This is a genomic window from Galbibacter mesophilus (assembly GCF_023721415.1).
GTDB classification, from domain to species: Bacteria; Bacteroidota; Bacteroidia; order Flavobacteriales; family Flavobacteriaceae; genus Galbibacter; species Galbibacter mesophilus.
Genome location: NZ_JAMQVC010000002.1, coordinates 1,048,166 through 1,070,746 on the forward strand (window position 1 = coordinate 1,048,166; position 22,581 = coordinate 1,070,746).

Here is a 22,581-nt window from a genome sequence, read left to right on the forward strand (position 1 = left end):
AGTATTACACATCCTTAGTATATTTGAAAATTCTATAACGCTAATTTTAACTCTACAAATGAAAAAAATTCTATACGCAGGACTTGTTTTTGCCGTAGCTTGCAATAGCGCTCAACAAAATAACAGTACGACTGTTACTAACAATTCATCTGATGATACTAATCGAATCGATTATGCGAAAACTATCACCGAAGAAGAATTAAAAGAGCATTTGTATACGTATGCATCCGACGAGTTTGAAGGTAGAAATACCGGTGAACCTGGTCAGAAAAAAGCTGTTGAATATTTAAAAGCTGAATATGAAGCGCTGGGAATCCCCGCAGCAAAAGGAGGTAACGATTATTTCCAAAAAGTTCCTTTGGAAATCAGCGGTGTTCCAACTGGGCAAATAAAAATTAATGGTCAGGAGTTTTCAATGGGTGAAGGTGTAATAAGCTTTTCTTCCGTAGCCAATAAAACTTTTGATATTGTTTACGCAGGTTATGGTATTGATACCGAGAAATATTCCGATTACAACAACATTGATGTGAAAGGAAAATACGTGCTTGTTAAAATTGGAGAGCCAAAAACAGACTATGGCAGCTACATACTTACGGGGACTAAAACTCCTTCCGTTTGGTCTAACTGGCGTGAAACACTTACAAAAAGAGTAGAAATTGCTCAAGAAAAAGGGGCGGAAGGTTTTATTTATTACGATGAAGATTTCTACAATCGTGCAAAAAGAAGATACGACCATTATGCTGAAAGAAAAGATGACGGACAAATATCTTTGAAAACGGATGAAAAGAAAATAGCAAACTTAATGGTAAACCAAAAAGTTGCCGAAGCATTGTTCAATGATATTGACACTGATAATAAGGCGAAGGAATTAGATGCTACCATTAGCTTAAACTTGCAAAACACAAACAGAGAGGTAGATTCCGAAAATGTAGTAGCCATTATCGAAGGGAAAAGCAAACCTGAAGAATATGTAGTTATTTCTGCGCATTTAGACCATGTTGGCGTAGATCCTAGTGGAGATGTTTACAATGGTGCTGATGACGACGGAAGTGGTACTGTTGCTATTTTAGAAATTGCTGAGGCTTTTAAAAAAGCTGCTGAAGATGGTAACGGCCCTGAACGCTCCATTGTGTTTCTACACGTTACGGGAGAAGAAAAAGGATTGTTAGGATCTGAATATTACTCGGAAAACCCTATTTTTCCCATGGAACAAACCGTGGCAGATTTAAATATCGATATGATTGGTAGAATCGACCCAAAAAGAGATGGTAATCGTAATTATATCTATTTAATCGGTTCTGATAAATTGAGTACAGACCTTCACGAACTTTCAGAAAAAGTAAATGAAAAATATACGCAAATTGAATTGGATTACACTTACAATGATGAAAACGACCCAAACCGTTTTTATTACCGAAGTGACCATTACAACTTTGCAAAGCACAATGTGCCGATTATCTTTTATTTTAACGGGACACACGACGACTACCACAAGGTAACCGACACTCCGGATAAAATTAATTACGACTTGCTAAAAAACCGAACCGATTTGGTATTCCACACCGCTTGGGAAATAGCCAACAGGCCGGAACGTTTGGTAGTAGATAAAGCTGTGAGTGAAAACTAGTACAAATATTCTTAACATAAAAGCCGAGTCCTTCGTTAATGAGTCGGCTTTTTTTTGTTTTGTAGCGATATTATAATGAATGATTTGACTTTATAAAATCAATTGAAAAAGATATAAAAAAAGCTGTCCCAAATAATGAGACAGCTTCTTTCATAGATCAATTGGTTAGTTGAGTTCTTTTATTTCAATTCAAACTCTGTTGATCCTAATTCTTTTAAATTTTGATCGTAAACTACAACACTGTATTTTCCTTCAGCAAAATCTTCCCCTTCTTTGTTTATAAAGTCACAAACGTCCAATACTGTATTTTCGTAGTAAAAACTGGAAGCTTTACTGTACGTTATGCTAATAGATTCGGAACTACCGTCTCCTTCTTTAGCAGCAACAGCACGTTCTCCAAGAATCACTCCTGCAGGATTTGTTACTTGAATATAGAACTGCTTCGCTCCAGGCTTTGTAATTTTATTTGCACCAACTGTATAACAAATCTTCAATTTATCTGCTCTTCGGTTATTATTAACAGAAACTATTTTTCCACTGTTACGCTCTTTTACCGCTTCAGCAGAAAACTTAGATAAACCTAAAGCTGCACCAGTTTCTACTACTTTAGAAAGCTGCGTGTTTTGCATAATCAAAGAATCGGTAAACATAGATTGCTCTTGTAAAGCAGTTTGCGTACTGTCTCTTTGCATAGCCAATAAAGTATTGGAAGCACGTAAAGAGTCATTTTGAGCTAACAAAAACTCGCGCTCTTTGGTAAGTTGTTGTACTTGTCTTCTGTACCGGGAAAGCGAACTAATATCTGCTTTCATAGTTTGTACAGAATCTATATAAGTGGCAATTTTATTTCTAGCTTCAACCAATTCTGCATTGGCAGATTCACTTTCAGAAATTGCTCTGTCGTAATCAGACTTTAAGTTATTTAAGTCTTCAATTACTAGGTTTTTCTCTTTGTTTAACTTCTCTGTCGTTTCTTTTTTACTACTGTAAAGGCTTGCAGTGTAAATAAGCGTACCTATTAAGGCGGCAGCCAATAAACCGGCAATCACCTTTAATCCATTATTAGATTTTGTTTCTGTCATAAGTTTGTTTTTTTTAAAATTTGGTTCAGCAATTTAACCAATCTTTTTTTAAATTGCCTTACAAATCTATATACGATTGAAAAACAAATTTAGATTATTTACATTTAACAGACAGTAAACTTTATTTCAACTGTTTGTAAAATCTTACTATTTTAATTAAACAAATTTCGCTTACATGGCAACAAATTTGGTTGTTTACGACCTTAAAAAAATAACTCCCTTAATAACGCCTAGAAAAGGCGAAGAAAAACTAGGAGAACACATCCAACTCCTACAAACCGATGAGCCTTTAAAAAATCAGCTTCAAAGTTCGGATGCGAAATACGTTTTATTGGGCATTCCAGAACATATAGGTGTAATTGGTAATTTGGGGAAACCTGGAACTGCGAATGCTTGGCAAGCATCTCTTTCTTTTATTCTTAATATTCAACATAATAAATTTACCAAAGGTTCTAAAATTTTACTGCTGGGTCATCTCGATTTCAGTAAAGACTTAAAAAGAATTGAATCTCTTGAAGGGGAAGAAAAAGTGGAAGAAGCTCGTAAGACCACAGCATCAATAGACAAGGAAGTGGCAAACCTTATCTATACTATTGTTTTCAACGGTAAAAAACCGATTGTTATTGGCGGCGGTCATAATAATGCCTACGGAATGATTAAAGGAACTTCTCTGGCGGATGGAAATGCGATTAACTGTTTGAATATTGATGCGCATACGGACTTTAGAAAAAGGGAAGGACGCCATAGCGGAAATGGATTTTCTTATGCGTACCACGAAGGTTTTCTAAAGAATTATTTTGCCTTCGGAATTCATGAAAACTATACTTCTAAAAAGGTTTTCAAAAAAATGGACAAGAATCCGGATATACAATACAACACTTTTGAAGAATTGTTCGTCCGAAAGGAAAAAGGACTGGATTTTGAATTAAAAGAAGCAATAGACTTTGTAAAATCTAGCAAATTCGGACTCGAAATCGATATGGACGCCATTGAAAATATGCCGAGCAGCGCCATGACCAGTTCGGGTTTGTCTCTCAACACCGTTCGAGAATTAGTTTTTTCAGCAAAAAAATCGAAAAACATTGCCTATTTGCATGTCTGCGAAGCAGCTCCAAATATTGATAATCCCCGGGAAATAACTCAGGTTGGGAAGGCAATTGCTTATTTAGTATCAGATTTTATTCGGAAGTAAATGCACGTGGAGATTATTCCTTTTCAGTCAAAATACGCGACTATCTTTAGAGATTTAAATGTGGCTTGGCTGGAAAAATACTTTGTAGTGGAACCGCATGATAAAGAGGTATTAAGCCGTTGCGAAGAAACGATTATAAACCCTGGTGGATATATTTATTTTGCTAAAGTTGATAATACCATTGTCGGGTGTTTTGCTTTAATGAAAATGTCCGATGGCGTTTTTGAACTTACCAAAATGGCGGTTTCCCCGGCATATCAGGGCAAAAAAATCGGTCAGGAATTATTAAAGTTCACTATTGAAACCGCTAAAAAAGAAAAGTTTAAACAACTTCTACTCTACTCCAACCGAAAATTGGAAAATGCTATTTACCTCTACAGAAAATATGGTTTTGAAGAAGTGACCTTAGAAAAGAACAATCCATACCAAAGGGCCGATATTAAAATGGTTTACAAAGGTATTTAGAAAAGAAAAGAGACTATCTAAAAAAGCAAATTATAATATTTTTACTGTTTTTATTCCTGAATACCTTGGACATACTGAAGCTATGTTCAGCACAGGCGCTCAGGTTGACAGCAGAGTTTTTAGCTTTATTGATAGTCTCTTTTATGAATTGAAATTGAATCTAATCCCGAATCAACTTTTTATACTTAATACGTTTTGGTGTTACATCAGCACCTAAACGTTTGCGTTTGTTCTCTTCATAATCAGAGAAGCTTCCTTCAAAGAAATATACTTCAGAGTTTCCTTCAAAAGCAAGGATGTGGGTACAGATTCTATCTAGGAACCAACGGTCGTGGGAAATAACCACCGCACAGCCAGCAAAGTTCTCCAAACCTTCCTCCAATGCACGAAGTGTGTTTACATCCAAATCGTTGGTAGGCTCATCCAACAGCAGCACGTTTCCTTCCTCTTTTAGCGTCATTGCTAAATGCAATCGGTTACGTTCCCCACCGGATAAAGCTTCTACTTTCTTATTTTGTTCGCTTCCGGCAAAGTTGAATCTGCTTAAATAAGCTCTGGAATTCACCTGTTTACCACCCATCATCACCAATTCTTGTCCGTCTGAGAAATTCTCATAAATAGACTTCGACGGGTCGATATTAGAATGCGACTGATCTACATAAGCTATTTTGGCAGTTTCACCAACTTCAAAAGAACCTTTATCGGGTTCTTGTTCGCCCATGATCATCTTAAAAATGGTGGTTTTACCCGCTCCATTCGGACCAATAATTCCAACAATACCTGCCTGAGGAAGTTTGAAATTCAAGTTTTCATACAAAAGCTTATCTCCAAAAGCTTTAGAAACCCCTTTTGCCTCAATAACGTTTGTTCCCAAACGAGGTCCGTTAGGGATATAAATCTCAAGCTTTTCATCCAACTTGTTTTGGTCTTCGTTAAGCAACTTATCGTAATTGTTCAAACGGGCTTTTTGTTTTGCCTGTCTCCCTTTTGGAGCCATACGTACCCATTCCAACTCGCGTTCCAAAGTTTTTTGACGTTTAGAAGCTTGTTTTTGCTCCTGTGCCAAACGCTTGGATTTTTGATCTAACCAAGAAGAGTAATTTCCTTTCCACGGAATCCCTTCTCCTCTATCCAATTCTAAAATCCATCCTGCAACATTATCCAAGAAATAACGGTCGTGCGTTACGGCAATTACGGTTCCGCTATACTGTTGTAAGTGTTGTTCCAACCACAATACCGATTCAGCATCCAAGTGGTTGGTAGGCTCATCTAGTAATAAAACATCGGGTTGTTGTAAAAGTAATCTACACAAAGCTACACGTCTGCGTTCCCCACCCGACAGTACGCTAATTGGCGTATCTGGTTCTGGCGTACGAAGCGCATCCATTGCTATTTCCAGCTTGGTATCGAGTTCCCAAGCATTGGTAGCATCTATTTTATCCTGAAGCTCCGCCTGTTTGTCCATAAGCTTCTGCATTTTATCTGCATCTTCATAGACTTCAGGCAAGCCGAACATATCGTTAATCTTGTTATATTCATCTAAAATAGAAACAGTTTCTGCAACCCCTTCCTTTACGATTTCAATAACTGTTTTAGATTCATCCAATTTTGGCTCCTGTGGTAAATACCCAACAGAATATCCATGCGAGAAAACGACATCCCCTTGATAATTCTTTTCTTCACCTGCAATAATGCGAAGTAAAGTGGATTTACCAGAACCATTAAGACCTAAAATACCAATTTTAGCTCCGTAGAAAAAGCTTAAGTAAATATCCTTAAGCACCTGTTTGTTAGAACTTTGATAAGTTTTGGATACCCCCGACATGGAGAATATCACTTTTTTATCGTCAGACATAAATTATGTTTTTATTTTTAATGTATTAAAATGATAACCTAAACTCTTCCTTTAAGGGCGTTAAAAACCCATGCAATCGCAAAAAATCCGACTCCTACGGCCGCAAAACCATAACCAGCAACTTCTCTGTATTTAAAGGCACCCAACGCTATTAACCCGAGTCCAACAATAATCATTATCCAAGTTGCCCAAGCCAATACTGTATTTTTGTTCATTCCCATTAGTATACTTTTTATTATTAAGGGTTCTCAATTTGCGACGGCAAATATCGCACAATTTAAGGAATTATTAGGCAATTAAATAACTCCTGATTTTGTATTTTAGCCAAAAAAGCAGGCCTTTTTAGTATATTTTTTTATTTTCAAAAGAAAGAAACGCTAATACAAAGCTTTTAATCATTTTCAAACAAGGGCATTCCATGGATATAAAATTCAATCAAAACGAAGATCATAACAGACTTTCTGTTTCGAGTTTAAAACAAAAACTGGCTAAAATTCATTTAGGTGGCGGTGAAAAACGTATTGAAAAACTTCACAGTCAAGGAAAAATGACCGCTAGGGAACGTATTGATTATTTATTGGATAAAAACACCAAAAGTATTGAAATTGGAGCCTTTGCGGGAGATGGTATGTACGAAGAACACGGTGGTTGTCCTTCTGGAGGAGTTGTTGTTAAGATTGGTTATGTAAATGGAAAACAATGTATTGTGGTTGCCAACGATGCTACAGTTAAAGCAGGCGCTTGGTTCCCGATTACCGGAAAGAAAAACCTTCGGGCTCAGGAAATCGCTATGGAAAACCGCTTGCCCATTATTTATTTAGTGGATAGCGCTGGGGTATACTTGCCCATGCAAGATGAAATTTTCCCTGATAAAGAACACTTCGGACGTATTTTTAGAAACAACGCCATGATGAGCAGCATGGGCATAACCCAAATTGCGGCGGTAATGGGCAGTTGTGTAGCCGGCGGGGCTTATTTACCCATTATGAGCGACGAAGCGCTAATTGTAGACAAAACAGGAAGCATCTTTCTTGCAGGAAGCTATTTGGTAAAAGCAGCAATTGGGGAAAGTATTGATAATGAAACATTGGGTGGCGCCACTACCCATTCTGAAATAAGCGGCGTTACCGATTACAAAGCCAAAGACGACAAAGATGCTTTGGATACCATAAGAAATATCGTGGATAAAATCGGTGATTTTGATACAGCAGGTTATAACCGAAAGAAAGCTGTAAAGCCTCTCAAGGACGAAAAAGATATCTACGGAATTATCCCAAAAAACAGAACCGAACAATACGACATGCAAGAAATCATCGACCGTTTGGTGGATGCCAATACATTTGAAGCGTATAAAGACGGTTTTGGAAAGACCATTATAACTGGCTACGCCCGAATTGATGGTTGGGCCGTTGGTATTGTTGCCAACCAACGAAAAGTGGTGAAAACCAAGAAAGGGGAATTGCAATTCGGCGGTGTTATTTATTCTGATTCTGCGGATAAAGCCACCCGTTTTATTGCTAATTGCAACCAGAAGAAAATTCCGTTGGTTTTTCTGCAAGACGTAACCGGATTCATGGTAGGAAGTAAGTCGGAGCATGGAGGAATTATTAAAGACGGCGCTAAAATGGTAAATGCAGTGAGCAACTCTGTAGTGCCAAAATTTACCGTGGTAGTTGGTAATTCCTACGGTGCTGGAAATTATGCCATGTGTGGCAAGGCGTACGAGCCAAGACTAATTTTTGCATGGCCAAGTGCCGAGTTAGCCGTTATGGGCGGCGCACAAGCAGCAAAAGTATTATTACAAATTGAAACCGCTTCTTTAAAGAAAAAAGGAGAAGAAATTACAAAAGAAAAGGAAGAGGAATTGTTCAACCAGATAAAGTCCAAATACGATGAGCAAGTTTCTCCTTACTACGCAGCAGCAAGGTTGTGGACAGACGCCATTATAGACCCACTCGACACCCGAACATGGATTAGCATGGGAATAGAAGCCGCCAACCACTCCCCTATTGAAAAGCCCTTCAACATGGGTGTTTTGCAGACTTGATTTGGGAGATATAAAGAGGTATAAAAGCGTGGAGGATAACATGAAAAAGCTCATTCTTGTCATTTTAGTAATTACTTTTACCTCATGTAGTCCATTTGAGGAAAAAGGAGTTTTGGATTATAAAGCAGAACTGACCGATTTGACTTCAAAACTTAATGATTATGACAATGGAATTTTTGACAGAGACTCTATGGATGAATTTATCATTGAAGAAGTTCGTAATTTGAACATTGATTTAATTATAAAAAATATTGGACAGAAAAACCTGAGCTATTCTGGATTTGTAGAGGAAAGCGACAGTCTAGTAATTTTCGTGAATAGGTCTGGCAGTATATTTAAGACAGAGAAACGAATAATTTATGATTTCAATAAGAGACCAAGGAATTTTGGAAATGATACTATTGTTGGTGCATCATACAGAATCGTACAATTAGACGAAAGATGGTATTACTCGGAAATTGGATTTGATTAAGAAATACTATGCACAACGATGATATAAATATTTGCTCGTCCTCAACTATTTCTAATACATGAAGCTTCTGGATTCACGGATTTTCTATTTTGGCTTATTTATTAAATTAGTGGTTTAAACACGGTTCTAATCATATACAAGCACGTTAGGCACAAACACAAGACCTTATGAAAAACATCTGCTATCTATTCTACTTTTTAATAATTTTTTATTCTTGCAAAGATACAAAAGACTCTTCTGATTATACTGTTCTTAAAGGAGGTACAGTGTTCATAGGTAATGGCAATTCTATTTCTGATGGGATAATTATCATCAAAAATGGAAAAATAGAAAACATTGGGAATAACAAAACTTCAATACCTGATAACGCAAATATTATTGATGTAACTGGAAAATTTATTACACCTGGTTTGATTGACTCCCATGTTCATTTCTTTCAAACCGGTTTTTTCGATTCTAGACCTGACGCTCTCGATTTAAGGGATAGCATAAACTATGAAAAAACACAAGATTATGTAAAAAACAATCCGGAAAGGTATTATGAAGCATATTTAAGATCCGGCGTCACAGGAGTATATGATGTCGGTGGGTTCTCCTGGAGCATTGAATTACAAAACTCAGCAGAAAACAACCTCTATGCTCCTCATATAGCAGCCTCAGGTATTCTTCTTACACCGGCATCAAAAGAAAGAGTAAAGTCATTTAACACAGCTAACGATAGTGTTTTAGTTCATCTTGAATCAGCTGAACACGGTAAAAGTGTAGTTAGACTCAATGATAGTCTTGGTTCAACTGGAATTAAAATACACCAATTATACCTTAATGACACAACCTTTATGAAAAATATGGTTGCTGTAAAAGAAGAAATAGCCAAGAGAGGGAATAAAATGATTGTTCATGCCACTACACTTGAGCAGGCAAAAGAAGCTTTAAAACTGTATGCAAAAGTTCTAGTGCACAGTGTTGAAGACAAAGAAATAGACGAAGAATTTATTAAACTAGCAAAAGCAAAAAGTATTATTTATTGTCCTACTCTAATTGTATCCAGAGGTTATTATAATGCTTACAGAGCAATTAATTATGATTTTAATATCCACGACCCTAATAATGTCGTTGATGCTAAAACGAAGAATTTGTTAATGACGGCAAATAGATTCTCCGAAATTGTGCCTGACGTTTTAAAATCTGATGAGTTTATTGAAAATTTTTATAAGCGTATTACAGAGGCAGAAAAAATAATGTCTATAAATCTAAAAAAAGTATACGAGGCACAAATTCCTATTGCGGTTGCAACAGATGCCGGAAATCCAGGAACCCTACACGGAATTTCAATATATAAGGAAATGGAAGCAATGCAAGAAGCTGGAATCCCAGCAAAAGATATTATTACAATGGCCACGCAAAATGGAGCCATCGCAATGGAAAGAGATGACGACATTGGTACCTTGGAAAAAGGAAAATTAGCTGATTTGGTTATCCTGAATAAAAACCCATCTGTGGACATTTCAAATATGAGGTCTATAACACACGTTATGAGAGGAGGGTTTCTTCATCCCGTAGAAAAACCATTTGAAGAAAATATGTTTGAATGAAACAACTGTCGCTTAGTGTATAGTCCATTGTTTTTCAATTTCTTACTGAAAATTCAACTCGTTTTGCTAAATTAGTTACGGCAGCGAAAAACCCTCACACACTTTTCAGCAACGAGCCATAAACAAAACAGTAATATTCAATTTGAGAAAATTAAGAATCATATCGATTTTAATTCTACTTTTTAGCTGTAAAGAAGAAGAGGAAAAAGTAATATCGGAATTCACCGAGCAAGATGCATATGAAATTATCAACACTCATTTTATTGGACAACTAAATAAATATGATGCAGACTCTACGATATATTGGAACAACAGACAATTAAGAAGTCCGGAATTCGAGCATACATTTATAGAATCTGATAGAATTTTAAATTTTACCGAAGTGCAAGCACCTTATCCAATTTTCACTTCTGAATATTGGAAAACGGAAAAAATAAAAGGTATTACCGTAGTGAAATGGAGAGAATACGATTTTTTCTTTAAAAAAAATGATTCTATTGATTTAGAAAAATTATGGCATTCCAAATTTAACTGAGAGTATATTCACAATGTTTCTTTTCCAATATATAATTCTGAAACTAAAATTGCGGTTATCAAAGATTTTGATTATCAACCATTTCTAATTTGTGGAACTGGATTAGTAAACTTTTATTACTATAAAAAAACAGAAAATGGATGGACGATTCTAAAGTAAAAAACTATTGCCTTCACTCTATTACCATAATTACCATGCCGATATTCATCCAAAAACTTCCCCAAAATCAATTCTAAAATTCAGCAATGCTCATTTAAAATACAACAATATCCACATTAAGTCCAACAATATGCTCTTTGTGTATTGCAAGGCCCATTTGAAATACAACAATATCCAATTAACGGGCAACAATACCCACTTAGTACACAACAATACTCACTTCATGTAAAGCAAGACCCGCTCGGTGGACAACAACACCCACTCCATGTAAAGCAATACCCACTTCGGGTACAACAATACCCACTTCATGTAAAGCAAGGCCCACTCAGAGGACTGCAATACCCGCTCCGCTCATTGCATAAACTGTTAAAATGTGTTAAATTAAATCCAATAGAAACGGAGCCTACCCCAAAAATGCCTTTTTTCAGAATTAATTAGCGCATCGCCTTGTAAACACTGGCTTCACGAATGATTTTACCATTATCGGTTTCTACAAAAGCATCTGTAAAGTAGATTTCTTTTGGCTGTTCATTCTTCTCCAGTTCCGAAGTTTTAGCAATTTTTTCTGCTAAACTTTTATCCACTTCACCTTCAACTACCAAAACCAACTTCTCCCCTAGTTCTTTGTCCTCAATTCCGTATACAAAATAGCGTTTGGAAATAGCCGTGCTTAGCTTTTTTTCAATCTGTTCTGGAATTAGTTTTAGTCCGCCAGAATTAATCACATTATCGTAGCGCCCTTTCCAATCGAATTGGTTTTCATCAATCAAATCCACAATATCGTTAGTAACAATAGTTTCTTCAGCAATAAAAGGAGCATCAATCACCAAACAATCCCTATCATCCAACGATATTTTTACATTCGGCATTATTTTAAAATGGGCATTTTCAATATCTTCTGTAGTCCTAAAATTATTAATCTGCTTGGCTGCAACATGAGTAACCGTTTCCGTCATTCCATAGGTTTCAAAAACCAATGTATTTTTCTGCTGAACGCTTTCAATCAATTCCTTTTTAACAGCTGCTCCACCTACAATTAATTGTTTTATTTGGTTGAGCTTATCTAATGAATTATACACCTGCAACGGAATCATAGCGGCAAAATCATAGTCCTTTTCCACCTCTTTCATCGGATGGAGTGTGGGCGGCACCAAATCAATTTCCAAACCGAGTATCATAGCCCTTACCAACATCATTTTACCTGCAATAAATTCCGCAGGCAAACAATGTAATGCTGAATCACCCACCGCTATATTGAAAAAATCTCCAGAAGCAATGGCTGAATTTACCATGAACTGTTTTTGCAATCGTATGGTTTTTGGAGCGCCGGTGGACCCGGACGTCTTAACAAAAAGATGGTCTTTTGGATTGAGCCAGTCCATTAAAAAATCTCCGATGGACTGTTCAAAAGGCTCTCCTTCCTTTATAAAGCTATAGGCTACTTCCATTAAGTCTTCCCGACTGTAATAGGTGCCATTTAGTTTAAAGCGTAGATGAACTTTATCAAAAGAAGGTATATTTTCCATACTAATTGTTTTAAAATCTCTTTTCGACGCTAAAATTAACACGGAATTGGTTGATAAAAAAGTTTACATGGAAATTGTTTCTTCCATTTTATCAACAGGCGTTGGTTTTTCTATGGTACCCGTTAATCGCTCTTTCCAATTGTTCCATTTGTAAATTTTAGCAAATAGTAGCAACAACAACGGGAAGATTATTAAAACCGGCACAAATACATCCCAGCCCAGTTCGGGGGAAGAAACGTCTTTATAGATAGAGTGGGTTTGAAAGGCGGTCCAATTGGCGGTAACCAACAAAGCGGTAATTAAATTATTCGCGGCGTGGAACCCAAGACTTAGCTCCATACCGTCGTCCATTAAGGTGATAATCCCCAAAAACAAACCTGTACCAATGTAATAGACCATTATTCCGTAGCCCAATTTGGAAACTTCTGGGTTGAACAAATGCAAACCACCAAAAATAAGCGATGTAAGCAATAATGGCGCCCATTTATTTAAGAACAATGCACCGAATCCTTGCATTAAATACCCCCTAAAAACATACTCTTCTAAACTGGTCTGTAAAGGAACCATGAGTACGGCAATTAAAAAAAGTATTAAGAAAGGGATTGGTTTAAAATTAAAAACATAATCTTCTTGGGAAACAAAATTTATATCGATGAGTGTTATCAATATCGTAAAACCGCCCCAAAGAAAGAAAGAAAATAATATGCGTTTCCAATCTACTTTTCTTCGTCCTGTGGTAAGTGAACGTAGCGACTGGTTATGCACTTTTTGCACTATAAAGAACAATATGGGCAGGCAAACGGCAAAAGGTAACAACAGCAAAAATAAATTGAGGTTTGGCTCTAGAGCTCCCATTATTTTAGTGTAATCGCCAGATGCAAGTACTTCTGTCTTGCCTTCAAACACAATGGCCAATGCAAAAGGTATTTGCATAAGCTGACTCATAATTATAAGTACAAAAGACCCCACTATGTACCTCCAAAAATCATATTTATAATTAAATACCTGTTCTATATACTTCAAAGTTCTATATGTTTAAAGGACGTACATCCCAGTTTTTATCAGTTTTATATTGAATGGTTCCGTTGGTTACTTCCAGCGGACTTTCAATATTGTTGGTATATAAACTACCTGTTCCTAAGCCTTGCGGCATTTTACTTTTCAAGGTAAATGTCCATTGGGCAATAGCATTCAAACCAATATTACTTTCCAACGCGCTGGTAATCCACCAACCAATATTTAATTCTTCGCAGAGGGTTATCCACTCTTGGGAGCCTCTAAAGCCGCCCACCAAACTTGGTTTTAAGATGATGTATTGCGGTTGTATTGTTTGTAGTAATTCCCGCTTTTTTGTTACAGAAAATACACCAATTAATTCTTCATCCAACGCTATGGGTAAGGGTGTGTTGGCACAAAGTTGCGCCATTTCCTTCCAATTCCCTTGTTTTATGGGCTGCTCGATGGAATGTATTTGTAATGCTGAAAGTCGTTCTAATTTCCTTTTTGCTTCGGAAGGGGAAAATGCTCCGTTTGCATCTACACGAAGTTCTATTTCTTCGGAAGAATAGTTTTTTCTGATGGAAGTGAGAATGGCCAACTCCTGTTCAAAATCAATCGCTCCAATCTTCATTTTTATGCAGCGGAAGCCTTCCTGAAGCTTTGCACTAAGCTGCTCCTTCATAAAAGAATCATCCCCCATCCAAATAAGTCCGTTGATGGGTATTGACGATTCCTCCTTTGCAAACTCCGAAGGAAATAAAACAAAGGGATTTTCACTTTGCAAGGATAAAAAAGCCTGTTCTACCCCAAACTGAATCGAGGGAAACTCCATAAGTGCTTCCCAAAGTTGGTCTTTGCCCAAGTGGATGTTGTTACACGTCCACTGCAACTTTTCTTCGTAATCGTCGCGGTCGTCTATACTTAAAGACCGGAGGATTCCGCACTCCCCGATCCCTAGCTTATTTTTATCCTTTACAATTATAAACCAAGTTTCCTTAGTTTTAAGAATGCCACGGGAAGTACCGCTGGGACGTTTAAATTCCAGTATGTATTTTTGATATGTTGCTTCCATTTACAGCTCTATACTTTCTCCAATTTCTAAAAGCATAAGGTCTTTATTGGCATCGTAGAATTGTTTTTTAGCCTCTTCGTGGTCTATTTCTATGTAACCAAAAGTATCAAAATGATAGCCCAACACTTTGTCGCATTTCACAAAATCGGAGGCGTGGATGGCTTCTTCGACACCCATGGTAAAGTTATCACCAATAGGGAGAATAGCTAGGTCGAGTTTGGTAAACAACGGAATCAATTTCATATCCATGGTGAGTCCGGTATCCCCTGCTATGTAAATATTCTTGTGCTCGCCTTCTATTACAAATCCGCCGGGCTGGCCGCCATACGTGCCATCTCCAAAAGAAGAAGAATGAGTAGCGTTTACATATTTTACCAATCCAAATTCAAAATCCCAACTTCCGCCGTGATTCATTGGGTGGGTTTCTATATCTTTTTCAGCGTAATAACTGGCAATTTCGGCATTAGAGATTACCACCGCACCAGTTCTTTTTGCTATTTTTTCAACGTCTAAAGTATGATCTTCGTGTGCATGGGTCACCAAAATATAATCGGCCTTTATGGCATCAATATCGATATGGGAAGCTTTTTCGTTTCCAGAAATAAAAGGATCTACCAAAATATGCACATCCTCTACTTGAATCCCGAGACATGCGTGTCCGTAAAATGTAATTTTCATGAAGCTGTTTTTTTAATCAATTAGTAATTCTTTCGGACTCTTTATGCAAAAGTCCTTAAATAAGTCAAAAAACTACTGACTGTAATAACTAAATTAATGAAAATTAATCGAAATAAAACCAAAAACGAACACCTTCTGGTACCTCATCTATTGTAAGCTTGGAACGAAGTTGGTTTGCCAAGCGAGAAATAAGGTTCATTCCCATAGAACCGGAGGACTTAATATCAAAATCTTCGGGAAGACCACAGCCATCATCTTTGTACTCAAATAAATACTGCTCGCCCTCTTTATTTAAATTTATAAAGATATTGCCCTCTTTACTTTCCTTAAATGCATATTTAAAAGAATTGGAAATTAATTCATTAAGAATAAGACCAATAGGAATTGCCCGATCGACATCCAAATCGGCTGTTTCGGCATTTATATGAAGCTTTATTCTATATCCAGACTGCTTGTACACCGATTGGATACTTGCTGCCAAAGACTCTATATATTCCTGCATTTTAATCACAGAAAGGTCTTCATTTTGATATAGTTTTTGATGGATTAGCGCCATTGCCTTTACCCTACTCTTTCCCTCTTCCAAAGCAGTAATCGCTGACTTGCTCTTGGTATTTTTTGTTTGAATACTCAACAAACTAGAAACTACCTGCAAGTTGTTTTTTACTCGGTGATGGATTTCTTTTAAAAGTGAATCTTTTTCCGTCAAGGAATTTTCAATAATCCTTTTTTGGTTTTCTATAAGTCGCTTGTTCTTTACACTTTTTATGTACGCGACAATAAGTCCAATAACACAAACCATACAAAGAATAAGAGCTGAGACGCTTAAGTAAATGGTCTTTTCCCTTTCCAGAATTTCCGTTTTATTCTTCTCCAGGTTTAAGCGTTGCCGCTCAATGGTTTCTTTTTGGTTTTTAAGGTCGAACTGTACCAGCAAACTCAACAACTGTTTCTTACGACTGCTGTAGTCAATGGAATCTTTAAGCTTTACATACTTCTTAAAAAATAAAGAAGCAGAGTCCGGATTGCTATCCTTCAGAAAAAAATTGGCCCGTAACCTATTGTAATTAATGGTATTGGTTTTCACCATTTTTTGGTCCATTACAATACTGTCTAAATAAGCTTTGGCAATCCCCAACCGATTGAGCTCTAGGTAACATTCTGCCAAACTACCCCATAGTTCTACGGTTTCTTTAGAATACTTGCCTTCGTCGCTTAATTTGGCTGCAGAAACACCTGCTTCCAGATAAGGAATAGCCTCTTCATATTCATTCTGAAACATCTTGCATTTCCCCAAATTGCTTTCAATTTCCCCCTTTAAAAACACTGCTTTGTTAAAATCACTTACCGTAACATCTTTGGTATTATTTAGATATGCATTGATGTTTTTCTTGGCAAGCGATATATTCTTCAGCGCCGTATAAAGCGAGCCGTCTTTTAGTAAATAAGCACCTAAGTCGTTATAATATCTGGCTTTATAAAGTTTATTTTGGGTGGTATCGAGTTTACTTTTGTTGCTAATAATGTATTCCATCATTGCCTGTCGGTAAAGTCCTAACTCGGCATACACGTCGTAAAGCACTATATTTTCCCCTAAACTTTTAAGCTTTCTTCTCGCCTCTAATTGTTTATCGTATAAGTGAAGTTCCCGATAAGTTCTGTCGAGCGTTTTTAAAACACTCACTTTAACATCCCTATCCAATTTACTGTTATTTTCGTATAAAAGTTCTGCTGTTAAAGCACTTCTGTCGTAATCCCCTACGTCGTAATAGAGTCTGGCCAACATACTTTTATATTTAAAAATGCTTAGGGAATCCTTATTTTTTTCGGCAATAGCCATGGACTTATTGAGAGATTCTATCCAGGTATAAGCAGAGCTCATTCGGTAGCGATCGTCTTCATAGAAAAAGAAATCAAATTTCTCCTGCGTGGTCGATAATTGTAAGAAATCCCCTAGAGGATCGTCCGTGGAAGAAGATTTAGTTTGCTGTCCGAAAGATGCTAAGAAAGAAAACATCAACAGGAGCAAAAAGAGGGTATTATTTTTAGTTAATTTTAGCAAGGTAACCGGTACTCTATATTAATTTTTATGCTTTAAAAAAGCCTAAACATTACATTTAGGCTTTTCTTCAGATAACTTATATAATAATTAAACCTCCAAGCGTCATTATTATATTATTAACATCTTAACAGCGGTGTAAACATACAGCTATTAAACCGAAATATTAAAATTTTGTTGTATAAGGATATAATTTTGTGGTAAAAAAAGTCTTACATTTAAAAGAATCCCTCTTTTACCAAAAGAAGTCTCTTTCTCTTTGGAAGTATTTTATTTTTATAAAAACGCCGATTTAAGGTATTGAAAATCTCTTATTTTGTTCGCTTCATTTTTAAAGGATTTTGCCGAGTATCAAAAACATCGTTAATTTCAACCCTGTTTTCCTGTTCGTTAATCCAGTATATTATCTTATAATTTTTATAAACTAAATATCTAAATTCTTGTTCTCTATCTTTTAGGAGCTCTTCTTCTTGTCCGATTCTCGGCTGGTACTTTAACTTTAAGGTTTCATCGATAATTCCATTAACGAGATGCTTAGCAATTGAGATTCCCATCTTTATATGGTAATACTCATAAATTTTTTCAAGTTCCCTTTGAGCAAAATCAGTCCAAAACAACTTTAATTCCATTTGTCAATCTTAGCCTTTAATTCTTCTGCTTCAATCATTCGACCATTTTTTGAATCTGCCATAGATTGATCAATTCGAGAATTAAACTCTTCAATAGACATTGGTTTTATATCTTCGTTATCCGAAATTTTGTTTCCTTGCTTCAATACTTTTTCTAAAAGCGCAATAACATCCTCACTTTCGATTCTTAAAAATTCTTTTATGAGCTCCAATTTTCTCGTTTGCAAATCCATTTCTAGCTTTTTACCAAAGATACAAAATTATCAATTTAGCCGTTGCGCTTATCCCCTATCATACTGTCTTCTGACAGGTATCACCGAGCGGTTTATCCTAGAAGTCCATATATAATAAGGAAAACAGCCTTCAAAACACCGTTACACAAGTTTACGACTAGCATCATAAAAGGGCGTCATTTTTTTGAACATAAGTTTCCTCTTTTTAAAAGAAAGTTGTAATTTTTGAAGATAAAAATTGCGGTTGGTTATGTTCAAAATTCATTTGTCTGAAAATAAAAAGGAATATTATTTTAATTTATTGGCACAAAACGGTCAGGTTATCTTAACAAGTGAACTTTACACCAGTAAAAGTAATTGCCAAAACGGTATTGAGTCGGTAAAGAACAATGCCAGTATTATGTCCAGATTCGAAAGAAAAACGGCTTCCAATGGGAAGTTTTACTTCAACTTGAAAAGTTCAAACGGACAGGTAATCGGGAGTAGCCAGATGTACTCTTCTGAAGCGGGCATGGAAAACGGTATTAATTCCGTAATAAACAATGCTCCACAAGCAACTGTGGAAGATACTACCATTTAAAAACAGCTAAAACTTTATTTTCTGAAGTACCTCCAGCACCTTTTCATGCATTGCTTGGGTGTAATCCAAATGTGTTACCATTCGCAATTTTCCCTGCCCCATATTAATAATGGAGATATTATTCTTGTGAAGGGTTTCCATGAAAAGGGAAATGTTCACCGAATTCTTTAAATAAAAAATCACGATGTTCGTTTCCACAGGATCGATGGCTTCAATAAACGAAGCCTCTTCTAAAACTCCTGCTAGTTCTTTTGCTTTTCGGTGGTCTTCCGCCAATCGATCCACGTGATTATCCAAAGCATAGATTCCCGCTGCCGCCAAATAGCCAGCTTGTCGCATTCCTCCACCAAGAACCTTTCGCACTCGCAGCGCTTTTTCCATAAAAGCTTTACTTCCCGTTAAAACAGATCCCACAGGGCATCCCAAACCTTTGCTTAAACAAACGGAAATGGAATCGAACACGCGGCCGTATTGTTCTGGCGTCTCATTTTTTGCTACTAAAGCATTCCACAAACGAGCGCCGTCAAGATGGAGTCCGAGCTTGTTTTCATCACAAACTTTCCTGATTTTTACAATTTCATCGAAATTCCAACAAGCACCACCTCCCCTATTTGCCGTATTCTCTAGGCTTACCAAGGTAGAAAGTGGACTGTGGTAAAAATCGGGTGGATTGATATTTTGCATCACATCTTCCGCTGTAAATTGTCCGTTTTTTCCATTAATCAACTTGCAAGACACCCCACTGTTAAAACTCACGCCCCCGCCTTCGTAATTAAAAATATGTGCATCTTTATCGGTAATCAATTGATCGCCCGGTTGGGTGTGCACTTTTATGGCAGTTTGGTTGGCCATAGTACCACTAGGGAAAAACAATGCAGCTTCCTTCCCAAACAGATTGGCTATCTTTTCTTCCAAAGCATTTACCGCAGGGTCATCTTTAAAAACATCGTCCCCGACTTCTGCATTAATCATGGCCTCCAACATGCCCGGAGTGGGTTTTGTAACCGTATCGCTAATTAAATTTATCTTCATGTGTTCTCTAAAAATTATTTTCTTCCGAAGGAAAAAACCGTAAACAAGCCTGATATAAGCCTTGTCATTGATCGTCTACCGCGCAATAAATCTCACCTAGTAAGTAAAATTATAAAAATGGTTTTGAGATACACTAAAATTTAGATTGAAATTACAGTTTACCGATTGGGAATTCCACAAATATTAGGTTTAAATTTTAATGATTAATCATTTAACCAATTGAATATTAGCAAAATATTATAATCATTTTTTAACATTTTTAGTATATTAAGAAAAAACAGGAATATGTCAACCAACACAAACACTACACACCCTATTTTTTCTTCCTACGAGCGAAAAGAAGGCTTTTTTGATGAAATATTTGATGAAAAAGGAAACCCCAAGGAGATTTACAAAAAGTTGTTTGAAATATATGGCGGTCACTCAATTGAAGATTTCATCAATTTGAACAATAAAGCAAGAGCCTCTTTTTTCAACCAAGGAATCACTTTTCAAGTATATGGGGATAATCAGGTAAAAGAAAAAATTTTTCCCTTTGATTTATTTCCCCGAATAATTCATCCATCAGAATGGGAAATTATAGAAAAAGGGGCTATTCAACGGAGTAAAGCACTCAACCTCTTTCTGCACGACATTTATCACGATAAAAAAATTATAAAGCAGGGAATTGTTCCTGCGGAAATGATAAGCTCTTCTGAAAACTATTTACATCAAATGATGGATTTGGATCCGCCCGGCGGAATTTATAACCATGTTTCCGGAACCGACCTTATAAAACATTCTGACGGAAAGTATTACGTTTTGGAAGATAACATTAGATGTCCGTCTGGAGTTAGTTACGTAGTTTGTAACCGAACGGCTTTAAAAAGAGCGCTCTTTGGCGTTTTTAATCATTATAAGGCTCACACCGTTACCAATTACGCGGAAAACCTGCTGGAAATGATGGAAAGTGTGAAACCCCACGGGGTGGATATTCCAAATTGCGTGGTGCTAACACCAGGTATTTACAACTCTGCATACTATGAGCATTCTTATTTGGCGAAAGCAATGGGAGTTGAACTGGTTGAAGGACGGGATTTATTTGTGGAAAATAACTTTGTTTACATGAAGACTATTACTGGACCGGAACGCGTAGATGTTATCTACCGAAGAATTGACGATCAGTTTATAGATCCATTTGAATTCAAGTCAGATTCTTCCTTAGGAGTACCAGGGCTGTTTTCTGTTTACAAACAAGGAAATGTTTGTTTGGTAAATGCACCTGGAACTGGCGTAGCAGACGACAAAGCCATTTATACCTACATGCCCGATATTATAAAATATTACTTGGATGAAGAACCTATTTTGAATAATGTGCATACCTACCATTGTAGCCGCCCCGATGAGCTTAAATACGTTCTTGAAAATATAGACAAGCTGGTGGTAAAACCAGTAGATGAAGCGGGCGGATATGGTGTAACCATTGGTAACAGACTTACTAAAGAAGAAATTAAAAATGTTCAAGAGCAGATTAAAGCTTCACCGAGAAAATACATTGCCCAACCCATTATGTCTTTATCGTTACACGCCACTTACATAGACGATAGCAAGTCTTTTGAGCCAAGGCATATCGATTTGCGCACATTCACTCTGCTGGGCAAGGATACCGAGTTTGTACTTAAAGGCGGACTCACTAGAGTTGCACTTCAAAAAGGAAATCTTATTGTAAATTCTTCCCAAGGTGGTGGATCTAAAGACACTTGGGTATTAAAAAAATAATCAAAATATATGTTAGCTAGAGTTGCCAATAACCTGTTCTGGATGGGTCGTTATATAGAACGTTCTGAACACACTGCTAGATATTTAAATGTGAATTATTTCTCTTCACTGGACGCGCCAAACGAAGTCTCTCAATCCAGGCAATTTGTTTTGCGATCTATGTTGAATATGGTAGGAGACCCAGTTAGTAATCCAAATACGCATTTGGATGAAAAAGAAGTTCTACACAACATTTCGCTAAACCAAAATAATTATTACAGTATTATCGCTTCAGTAAAACATGCAAGGGAAAATGCCAATAGCGCTAGGGATTTAATTTCGACGGAATTGTATGAAGCCATTAATAAATCGTATCATTTCGTGCTTAATTATCCTTCTGATTTTCTCACGGAAAAAGGATTATACGATTTTACAGTTAACATAAATGAAATGATGGCGGTTCTCAAAACCAAAATAAAAGGCACGTTGCTTCAAGATGAGATTTACGCTATTATAATGATGGGTGTTACCCTAGAGCGGGCCATTCAAATAATTAGAATTATTAATGCCAAATACGACGATGCTCTGGAAGCAAAAGATGAGCATTCGGCAGTTACGAATAGCTTTGAGTGGATAACACTTTTAAAATGTGCAGAATCTTACGATATGATGCGTAGGCATTATAAAAAAACACCCAACAACATAAACACATTGGAGTTTCTAATACTGAATCCTAATTGTCCTCGATCGGTAATGAACAGTCTTAATGAGCTATATCACCACATCCAGCTCTTGGACCAAAACAAATACCACAACAAGGATTCTACTTCTTTCTTGGTTGGGAAAATACGCGCCGAATACGAATTTAAAGTTATTGAGGAAATTAGTGATCAATTAAAGGATTTTGTGGAGAATATCTTAAATCAGTTAATTAGCATAAGCACGAAAATGGAGAACGAATATTTTAACTATTAACGTAAAATTAATGACCAAATGTATGTTGGAATCCC

Annotated in this window: 21 protein-coding genes; 10 read left to right on the top strand and 11 right to left on the bottom strand. The window is 36.6% G+C overall.

The genetic code is table 11. The features are described 5' to 3' along the window. The first annotated feature begins 58 nt into the window (after nucleotides 1-58). Nucleotides 59-1,627, top strand: a complete 1,569-nt coding sequence (locus NDQ75_RS11310; RefSeq protein ID WP_202027588.1) for a M28 family peptidase — start codon at nucleotides 59-61, stop codon at nucleotides 1,625-1,627. Between the two features lie 179 nt (nucleotides 1,628-1,806). On the opposite strand, the gene NDQ75_RS11315 is transcribed toward NDQ75_RS11310, so the two are convergent. Then, complete coding sequence (locus tag NDQ75_RS11315) at nucleotides 1,807-2,709, bottom strand: hypothetical protein (protein ID WP_202027589.1); 903 nt, start codon at nucleotides 2,707-2,709, stop codon at nucleotides 1,807-1,809. Between the two features lie 175 nt (nucleotides 2,710-2,884). Between NDQ75_RS11315 and NDQ75_RS11320 the strand changes: the two genes are divergently transcribed. Beyond that, nucleotides 2,885-3,901 carry a formimidoylglutamase gene (locus NDQ75_RS11320; RefSeq protein ID WP_202027590.1) on the top strand — a complete coding sequence of 339 codons (1,017 nt, stop codon included), beginning with the start codon at nucleotides 2,885-2,887 and terminating at the stop codon, nucleotides 3,899-3,901. Continuing rightward, complete coding sequence (locus NDQ75_RS11325; protein WP_202027591.1) at nucleotides 3,902-4,366, top strand: GNAT family N-acetyltransferase; 465 nt, start codon at nucleotides 3,902-3,904, stop codon at nucleotides 4,364-4,366. It abuts the gene before it with no gap. Nucleotides 4,367-4,526: 160 nt separating this feature from the next. Here the strand turns inward: NDQ75_RS11325 and ettA are convergent, their stop codons facing one another. Together ettA and NDQ75_RS11335 are read right to left on the bottom strand one after the other, a co-directional pair. Continuing rightward, the gene (gene ettA, locus NDQ75_RS11330; protein WP_202027592.1) at nucleotides 4,527-6,221 is read right to left on the bottom strand and encodes an energy-dependent translational throttle protein EttA; all 1,695 of its coding nucleotides are present in this window, start codon (nucleotides 6,219-6,221) and stop codon (nucleotides 4,527-4,529) included. A 38-nt stretch (nucleotides 6,222-6,259) separates the two neighbouring features. Continuing rightward, complete coding sequence (locus NDQ75_RS11335) at nucleotides 6,260-6,436, bottom strand: CAL67264 family membrane protein (protein WP_202027593.1); 177 nt, start codon at nucleotides 6,434-6,436, stop codon at nucleotides 6,260-6,262. A gap of 203 nt (nucleotides 6,437-6,639) precedes the next feature. Here NDQ75_RS11335 and NDQ75_RS11340 point away from each other — a divergent pair, with 203 nt between their 5' ends. The 4 genes from NDQ75_RS11340 to NDQ75_RS11355 all read left to right on the top strand — a co-directional run bounded on the left by NDQ75_RS11340 (nucleotide 6,640) and on the right by NDQ75_RS11355 (nucleotide 10,867). Next, nucleotides 6,640-8,268 (top strand): acyl-CoA carboxylase subunit beta, encoded by a 1,629-nt coding sequence (locus tag NDQ75_RS11340; protein ID WP_202027594.1) that lies wholly within the window; start codon nucleotides 6,640-6,642, stop codon nucleotides 8,266-8,268. A 40-nt stretch (nucleotides 8,269-8,308) separates the two neighbouring features. After that, nucleotides 8,309-8,740, top strand: a complete 432-nt coding sequence (locus NDQ75_RS11345; RefSeq protein WP_202027595.1) for a hypothetical protein — start codon at nucleotides 8,309-8,311, stop codon at nucleotides 8,738-8,740. 167 nt (nucleotides 8,741-8,907) lie between these two features. Then, nucleotides 8,908-10,332, top strand: a complete 1,425-nt coding sequence (locus NDQ75_RS11350; protein ID WP_202027596.1) for an amidohydrolase family protein — start codon at nucleotides 8,908-8,910, stop codon at nucleotides 10,330-10,332. Between the two features lie 142 nt (nucleotides 10,333-10,474). Next, entirely contained in the window at nucleotides 10,475-10,867 is a 393-nt protein-coding gene (locus NDQ75_RS11355; protein ID WP_202027597.1) for a hypothetical protein, read from the top strand. Between the two features lie 593 nt (nucleotides 10,868-11,460). Here NDQ75_RS11355 and NDQ75_RS11360 read toward each other — a convergent pair. The 7 genes from NDQ75_RS11360 to NDQ75_RS11390 form a co-directional block, all read right to left on the bottom strand. Next, on the bottom strand, nucleotides 11,461-12,552 hold the full coding sequence (locus NDQ75_RS11360) for an AMP-binding protein (RefSeq protein WP_202027598.1): 1,092 nt from the start codon (nucleotides 12,550-12,552) through the stop codon (nucleotides 11,461-11,463). Between the two features lie 63 nt (nucleotides 12,553-12,615). Next, the gene (locus NDQ75_RS11365) at nucleotides 12,616-13,575 is read right to left on the bottom strand and encodes a CPBP family intramembrane glutamic endopeptidase (RefSeq protein ID WP_242513625.1); all 960 of its coding nucleotides are present in this window, start codon (nucleotides 13,573-13,575) and stop codon (nucleotides 12,616-12,618) included. 4 nt (nucleotides 13,576-13,579) lie between these two features. Next, nucleotides 13,580-14,623 (bottom strand): o-succinylbenzoate synthase, encoded by a 1,044-nt coding sequence (locus tag NDQ75_RS11370; RefSeq protein ID WP_202027599.1) that lies wholly within the window; start codon nucleotides 14,621-14,623, stop codon nucleotides 13,580-13,582. Then, nucleotides 14,624-15,301, bottom strand: coding sequence for a metal-dependent hydrolase (locus NDQ75_RS11375; protein ID WP_202027600.1), 678 nt, complete (start codon nucleotides 15,299-15,301; stop codon nucleotides 14,624-14,626). Between the two features lie 103 nt (nucleotides 15,302-15,404). Continuing rightward, complete coding sequence (locus NDQ75_RS11380) at nucleotides 15,405-17,318, bottom strand: tetratricopeptide repeat-containing sensor histidine kinase (protein ID WP_202027601.1); 1,914 nt, start codon at nucleotides 17,316-17,318, stop codon at nucleotides 15,405-15,407. 353 nt (nucleotides 17,319-17,671) lie between these two features. Continuing rightward, entirely contained in the window at nucleotides 17,672-17,989 is a 318-nt protein-coding gene (locus NDQ75_RS11385; protein WP_202027602.1) for a type II toxin-antitoxin system RelE/ParE family toxin, read from the bottom strand. Further along, nucleotides 17,980-18,222, bottom strand: coding sequence for a hypothetical protein (locus tag NDQ75_RS11390; RefSeq protein WP_202027603.1), 243 nt, complete (start codon nucleotides 18,220-18,222; stop codon nucleotides 17,980-17,982). Before NDQ75_RS11390 ends, NDQ75_RS11385 begins: the two co-directional genes overlap by 10 nt. A gap of 250 nt (nucleotides 18,223-18,472) precedes the next feature. On the opposite strand from NDQ75_RS11390, the gene NDQ75_RS11395 reads away from it, so the two are divergent. Beyond that, nucleotides 18,473-18,802, top strand: coding sequence for a YegP family protein (locus NDQ75_RS11395; protein ID WP_202027604.1), 330 nt, complete (start codon nucleotides 18,473-18,475; stop codon nucleotides 18,800-18,802). Between the two features lie 6 nt (nucleotides 18,803-18,808). On the opposite strand, the gene NDQ75_RS11400 is transcribed toward NDQ75_RS11395, so the two are convergent. Next, nucleotides 18,809-19,834, bottom strand: a complete 1,026-nt coding sequence (locus NDQ75_RS11400; RefSeq protein ID WP_202027606.1) for a threonine aldolase family protein — start codon at nucleotides 19,832-19,834, stop codon at nucleotides 18,809-18,811. A 285-nt stretch (nucleotides 19,835-20,119) separates the two neighbouring features. Here NDQ75_RS11400 and NDQ75_RS11405 point away from each other — a divergent pair, with 285 nt between their 5' ends. Both NDQ75_RS11405 and NDQ75_RS11410 read left to right on the top strand, forming a co-directional pair. After that, nucleotides 20,120-21,592 (top strand): circularly permuted type 2 ATP-grasp protein, encoded by a 1,473-nt coding sequence (locus tag NDQ75_RS11405; protein ID WP_202027607.1) that lies wholly within the window; start codon nucleotides 20,120-20,122, stop codon nucleotides 21,590-21,592. A 9-nt stretch (nucleotides 21,593-21,601) separates the two neighbouring features. Further along, the gene (locus tag NDQ75_RS11410; protein ID WP_202027609.1) at nucleotides 21,602-22,546 is read left to right on the top strand and encodes an alpha-E domain-containing protein; all 945 of its coding nucleotides are present in this window, start codon (nucleotides 21,602-21,604) and stop codon (nucleotides 22,544-22,546) included. Nucleotides 22,547-22,581 lie beyond the last annotated feature (35 nt).

Excerpts from the sequence above, each read along its gene's own strand:
- NDQ75_RS11350 (WP_202027596.1), top strand. The coding sequence starts at position 8,908 with ATGAAAAACATCTGCTATCTATTCTACTTTTTAATAATTTTTTATTCT.
- ettA (WP_202027592.1), bottom strand. The coding sequence starts at position 6,221 with ATGTCTGACGATAAAAAAGTGATATTCTCCATGTCGGGGGTATCCAAA.
- NDQ75_RS11340 (WP_202027594.1), top strand. The coding sequence starts at position 6,640 with ATGGATATAAAATTCAATCAAAACGAAGATCATAACAGACTTTCTGTT.
- NDQ75_RS11375 (WP_202027600.1), bottom strand. The coding sequence starts at position 15,301 with ATGAAAATTACATTTTACGGACACGCATGTCTCGGGATTCAAGTAGAG.
- NDQ75_RS11410 (WP_202027609.1), top strand. The coding sequence starts at position 21,602 with ATGTTAGCTAGAGTTGCCAATAACCTGTTCTGGATGGGTCGTTATATA.
- NDQ75_RS11370 (WP_202027599.1), bottom strand. The coding sequence starts at position 14,623 with ATGGAAGCAACATATCAAAAATACATACTGGAATTTAAACGTCCCAGC.
- NDQ75_RS11390 (WP_202027603.1), bottom strand. The coding sequence starts at position 18,222 with ATGGATTTGCAAACGAGAAAATTGGAGCTCATAAAAGAATTTTTAAGA.
- NDQ75_RS11335 (WP_202027593.1), bottom strand. The coding sequence starts at position 6,436 with ATGAACAAAAATACAGTATTGGCTTGGGCAACTTGGATAATGATTATT.
- NDQ75_RS11385 (WP_202027602.1), bottom strand. The coding sequence starts at position 17,989 with ATGGAATTAAAGTTGTTTTGGACTGATTTTGCTCAAAGGGAACTTGAA.
- NDQ75_RS11380 (WP_202027601.1), bottom strand. The coding sequence starts at position 17,318 with ATGTTTTCTTTCTTAGCATCTTTCGGACAGCAAACTAAATCTTCTTCC.
- NDQ75_RS11310 (WP_202027588.1), top strand. The coding sequence starts at position 59 with ATGAAAAAAATTCTATACGCAGGACTTGTTTTTGCCGTAGCTTGCAAT.
- NDQ75_RS11315 (WP_202027589.1), bottom strand. The coding sequence starts at position 2,709 with ATGACAGAAACAAAATCTAATAATGGATTAAAGGTGATTGCCGGTTTA.
- NDQ75_RS11395 (WP_202027604.1), top strand. The coding sequence starts at position 18,473 with ATGTTCAAAATTCATTTGTCTGAAAATAAAAAGGAATATTATTTTAAT.
- NDQ75_RS11325 (WP_202027591.1), top strand. The coding sequence starts at position 3,902 with ATGCACGTGGAGATTATTCCTTTTCAGTCAAAATACGCGACTATCTTT.
- NDQ75_RS11405 (WP_202027607.1), top strand. The coding sequence starts at position 20,120 with ATGTCAACCAACACAAACACTACACACCCTATTTTTTCTTCCTACGAG.
- NDQ75_RS11400 (WP_202027606.1), bottom strand. The coding sequence starts at position 19,834 with ATGAAGATAAATTTAATTAGCGATACGGTTACAAAACCCACTCCGGGC.
- NDQ75_RS11345 (WP_202027595.1), top strand. The coding sequence starts at position 8,309 with ATGAAAAAGCTCATTCTTGTCATTTTAGTAATTACTTTTACCTCATGT.
- NDQ75_RS11360 (WP_202027598.1), bottom strand. The coding sequence starts at position 12,552 with ATGGAAAATATACCTTCTTTTGATAAAGTTCATCTACGCTTTAAACTA.
- NDQ75_RS11320 (WP_202027590.1), top strand. The coding sequence starts at position 2,885 with ATGGCAACAAATTTGGTTGTTTACGACCTTAAAAAAATAACTCCCTTA.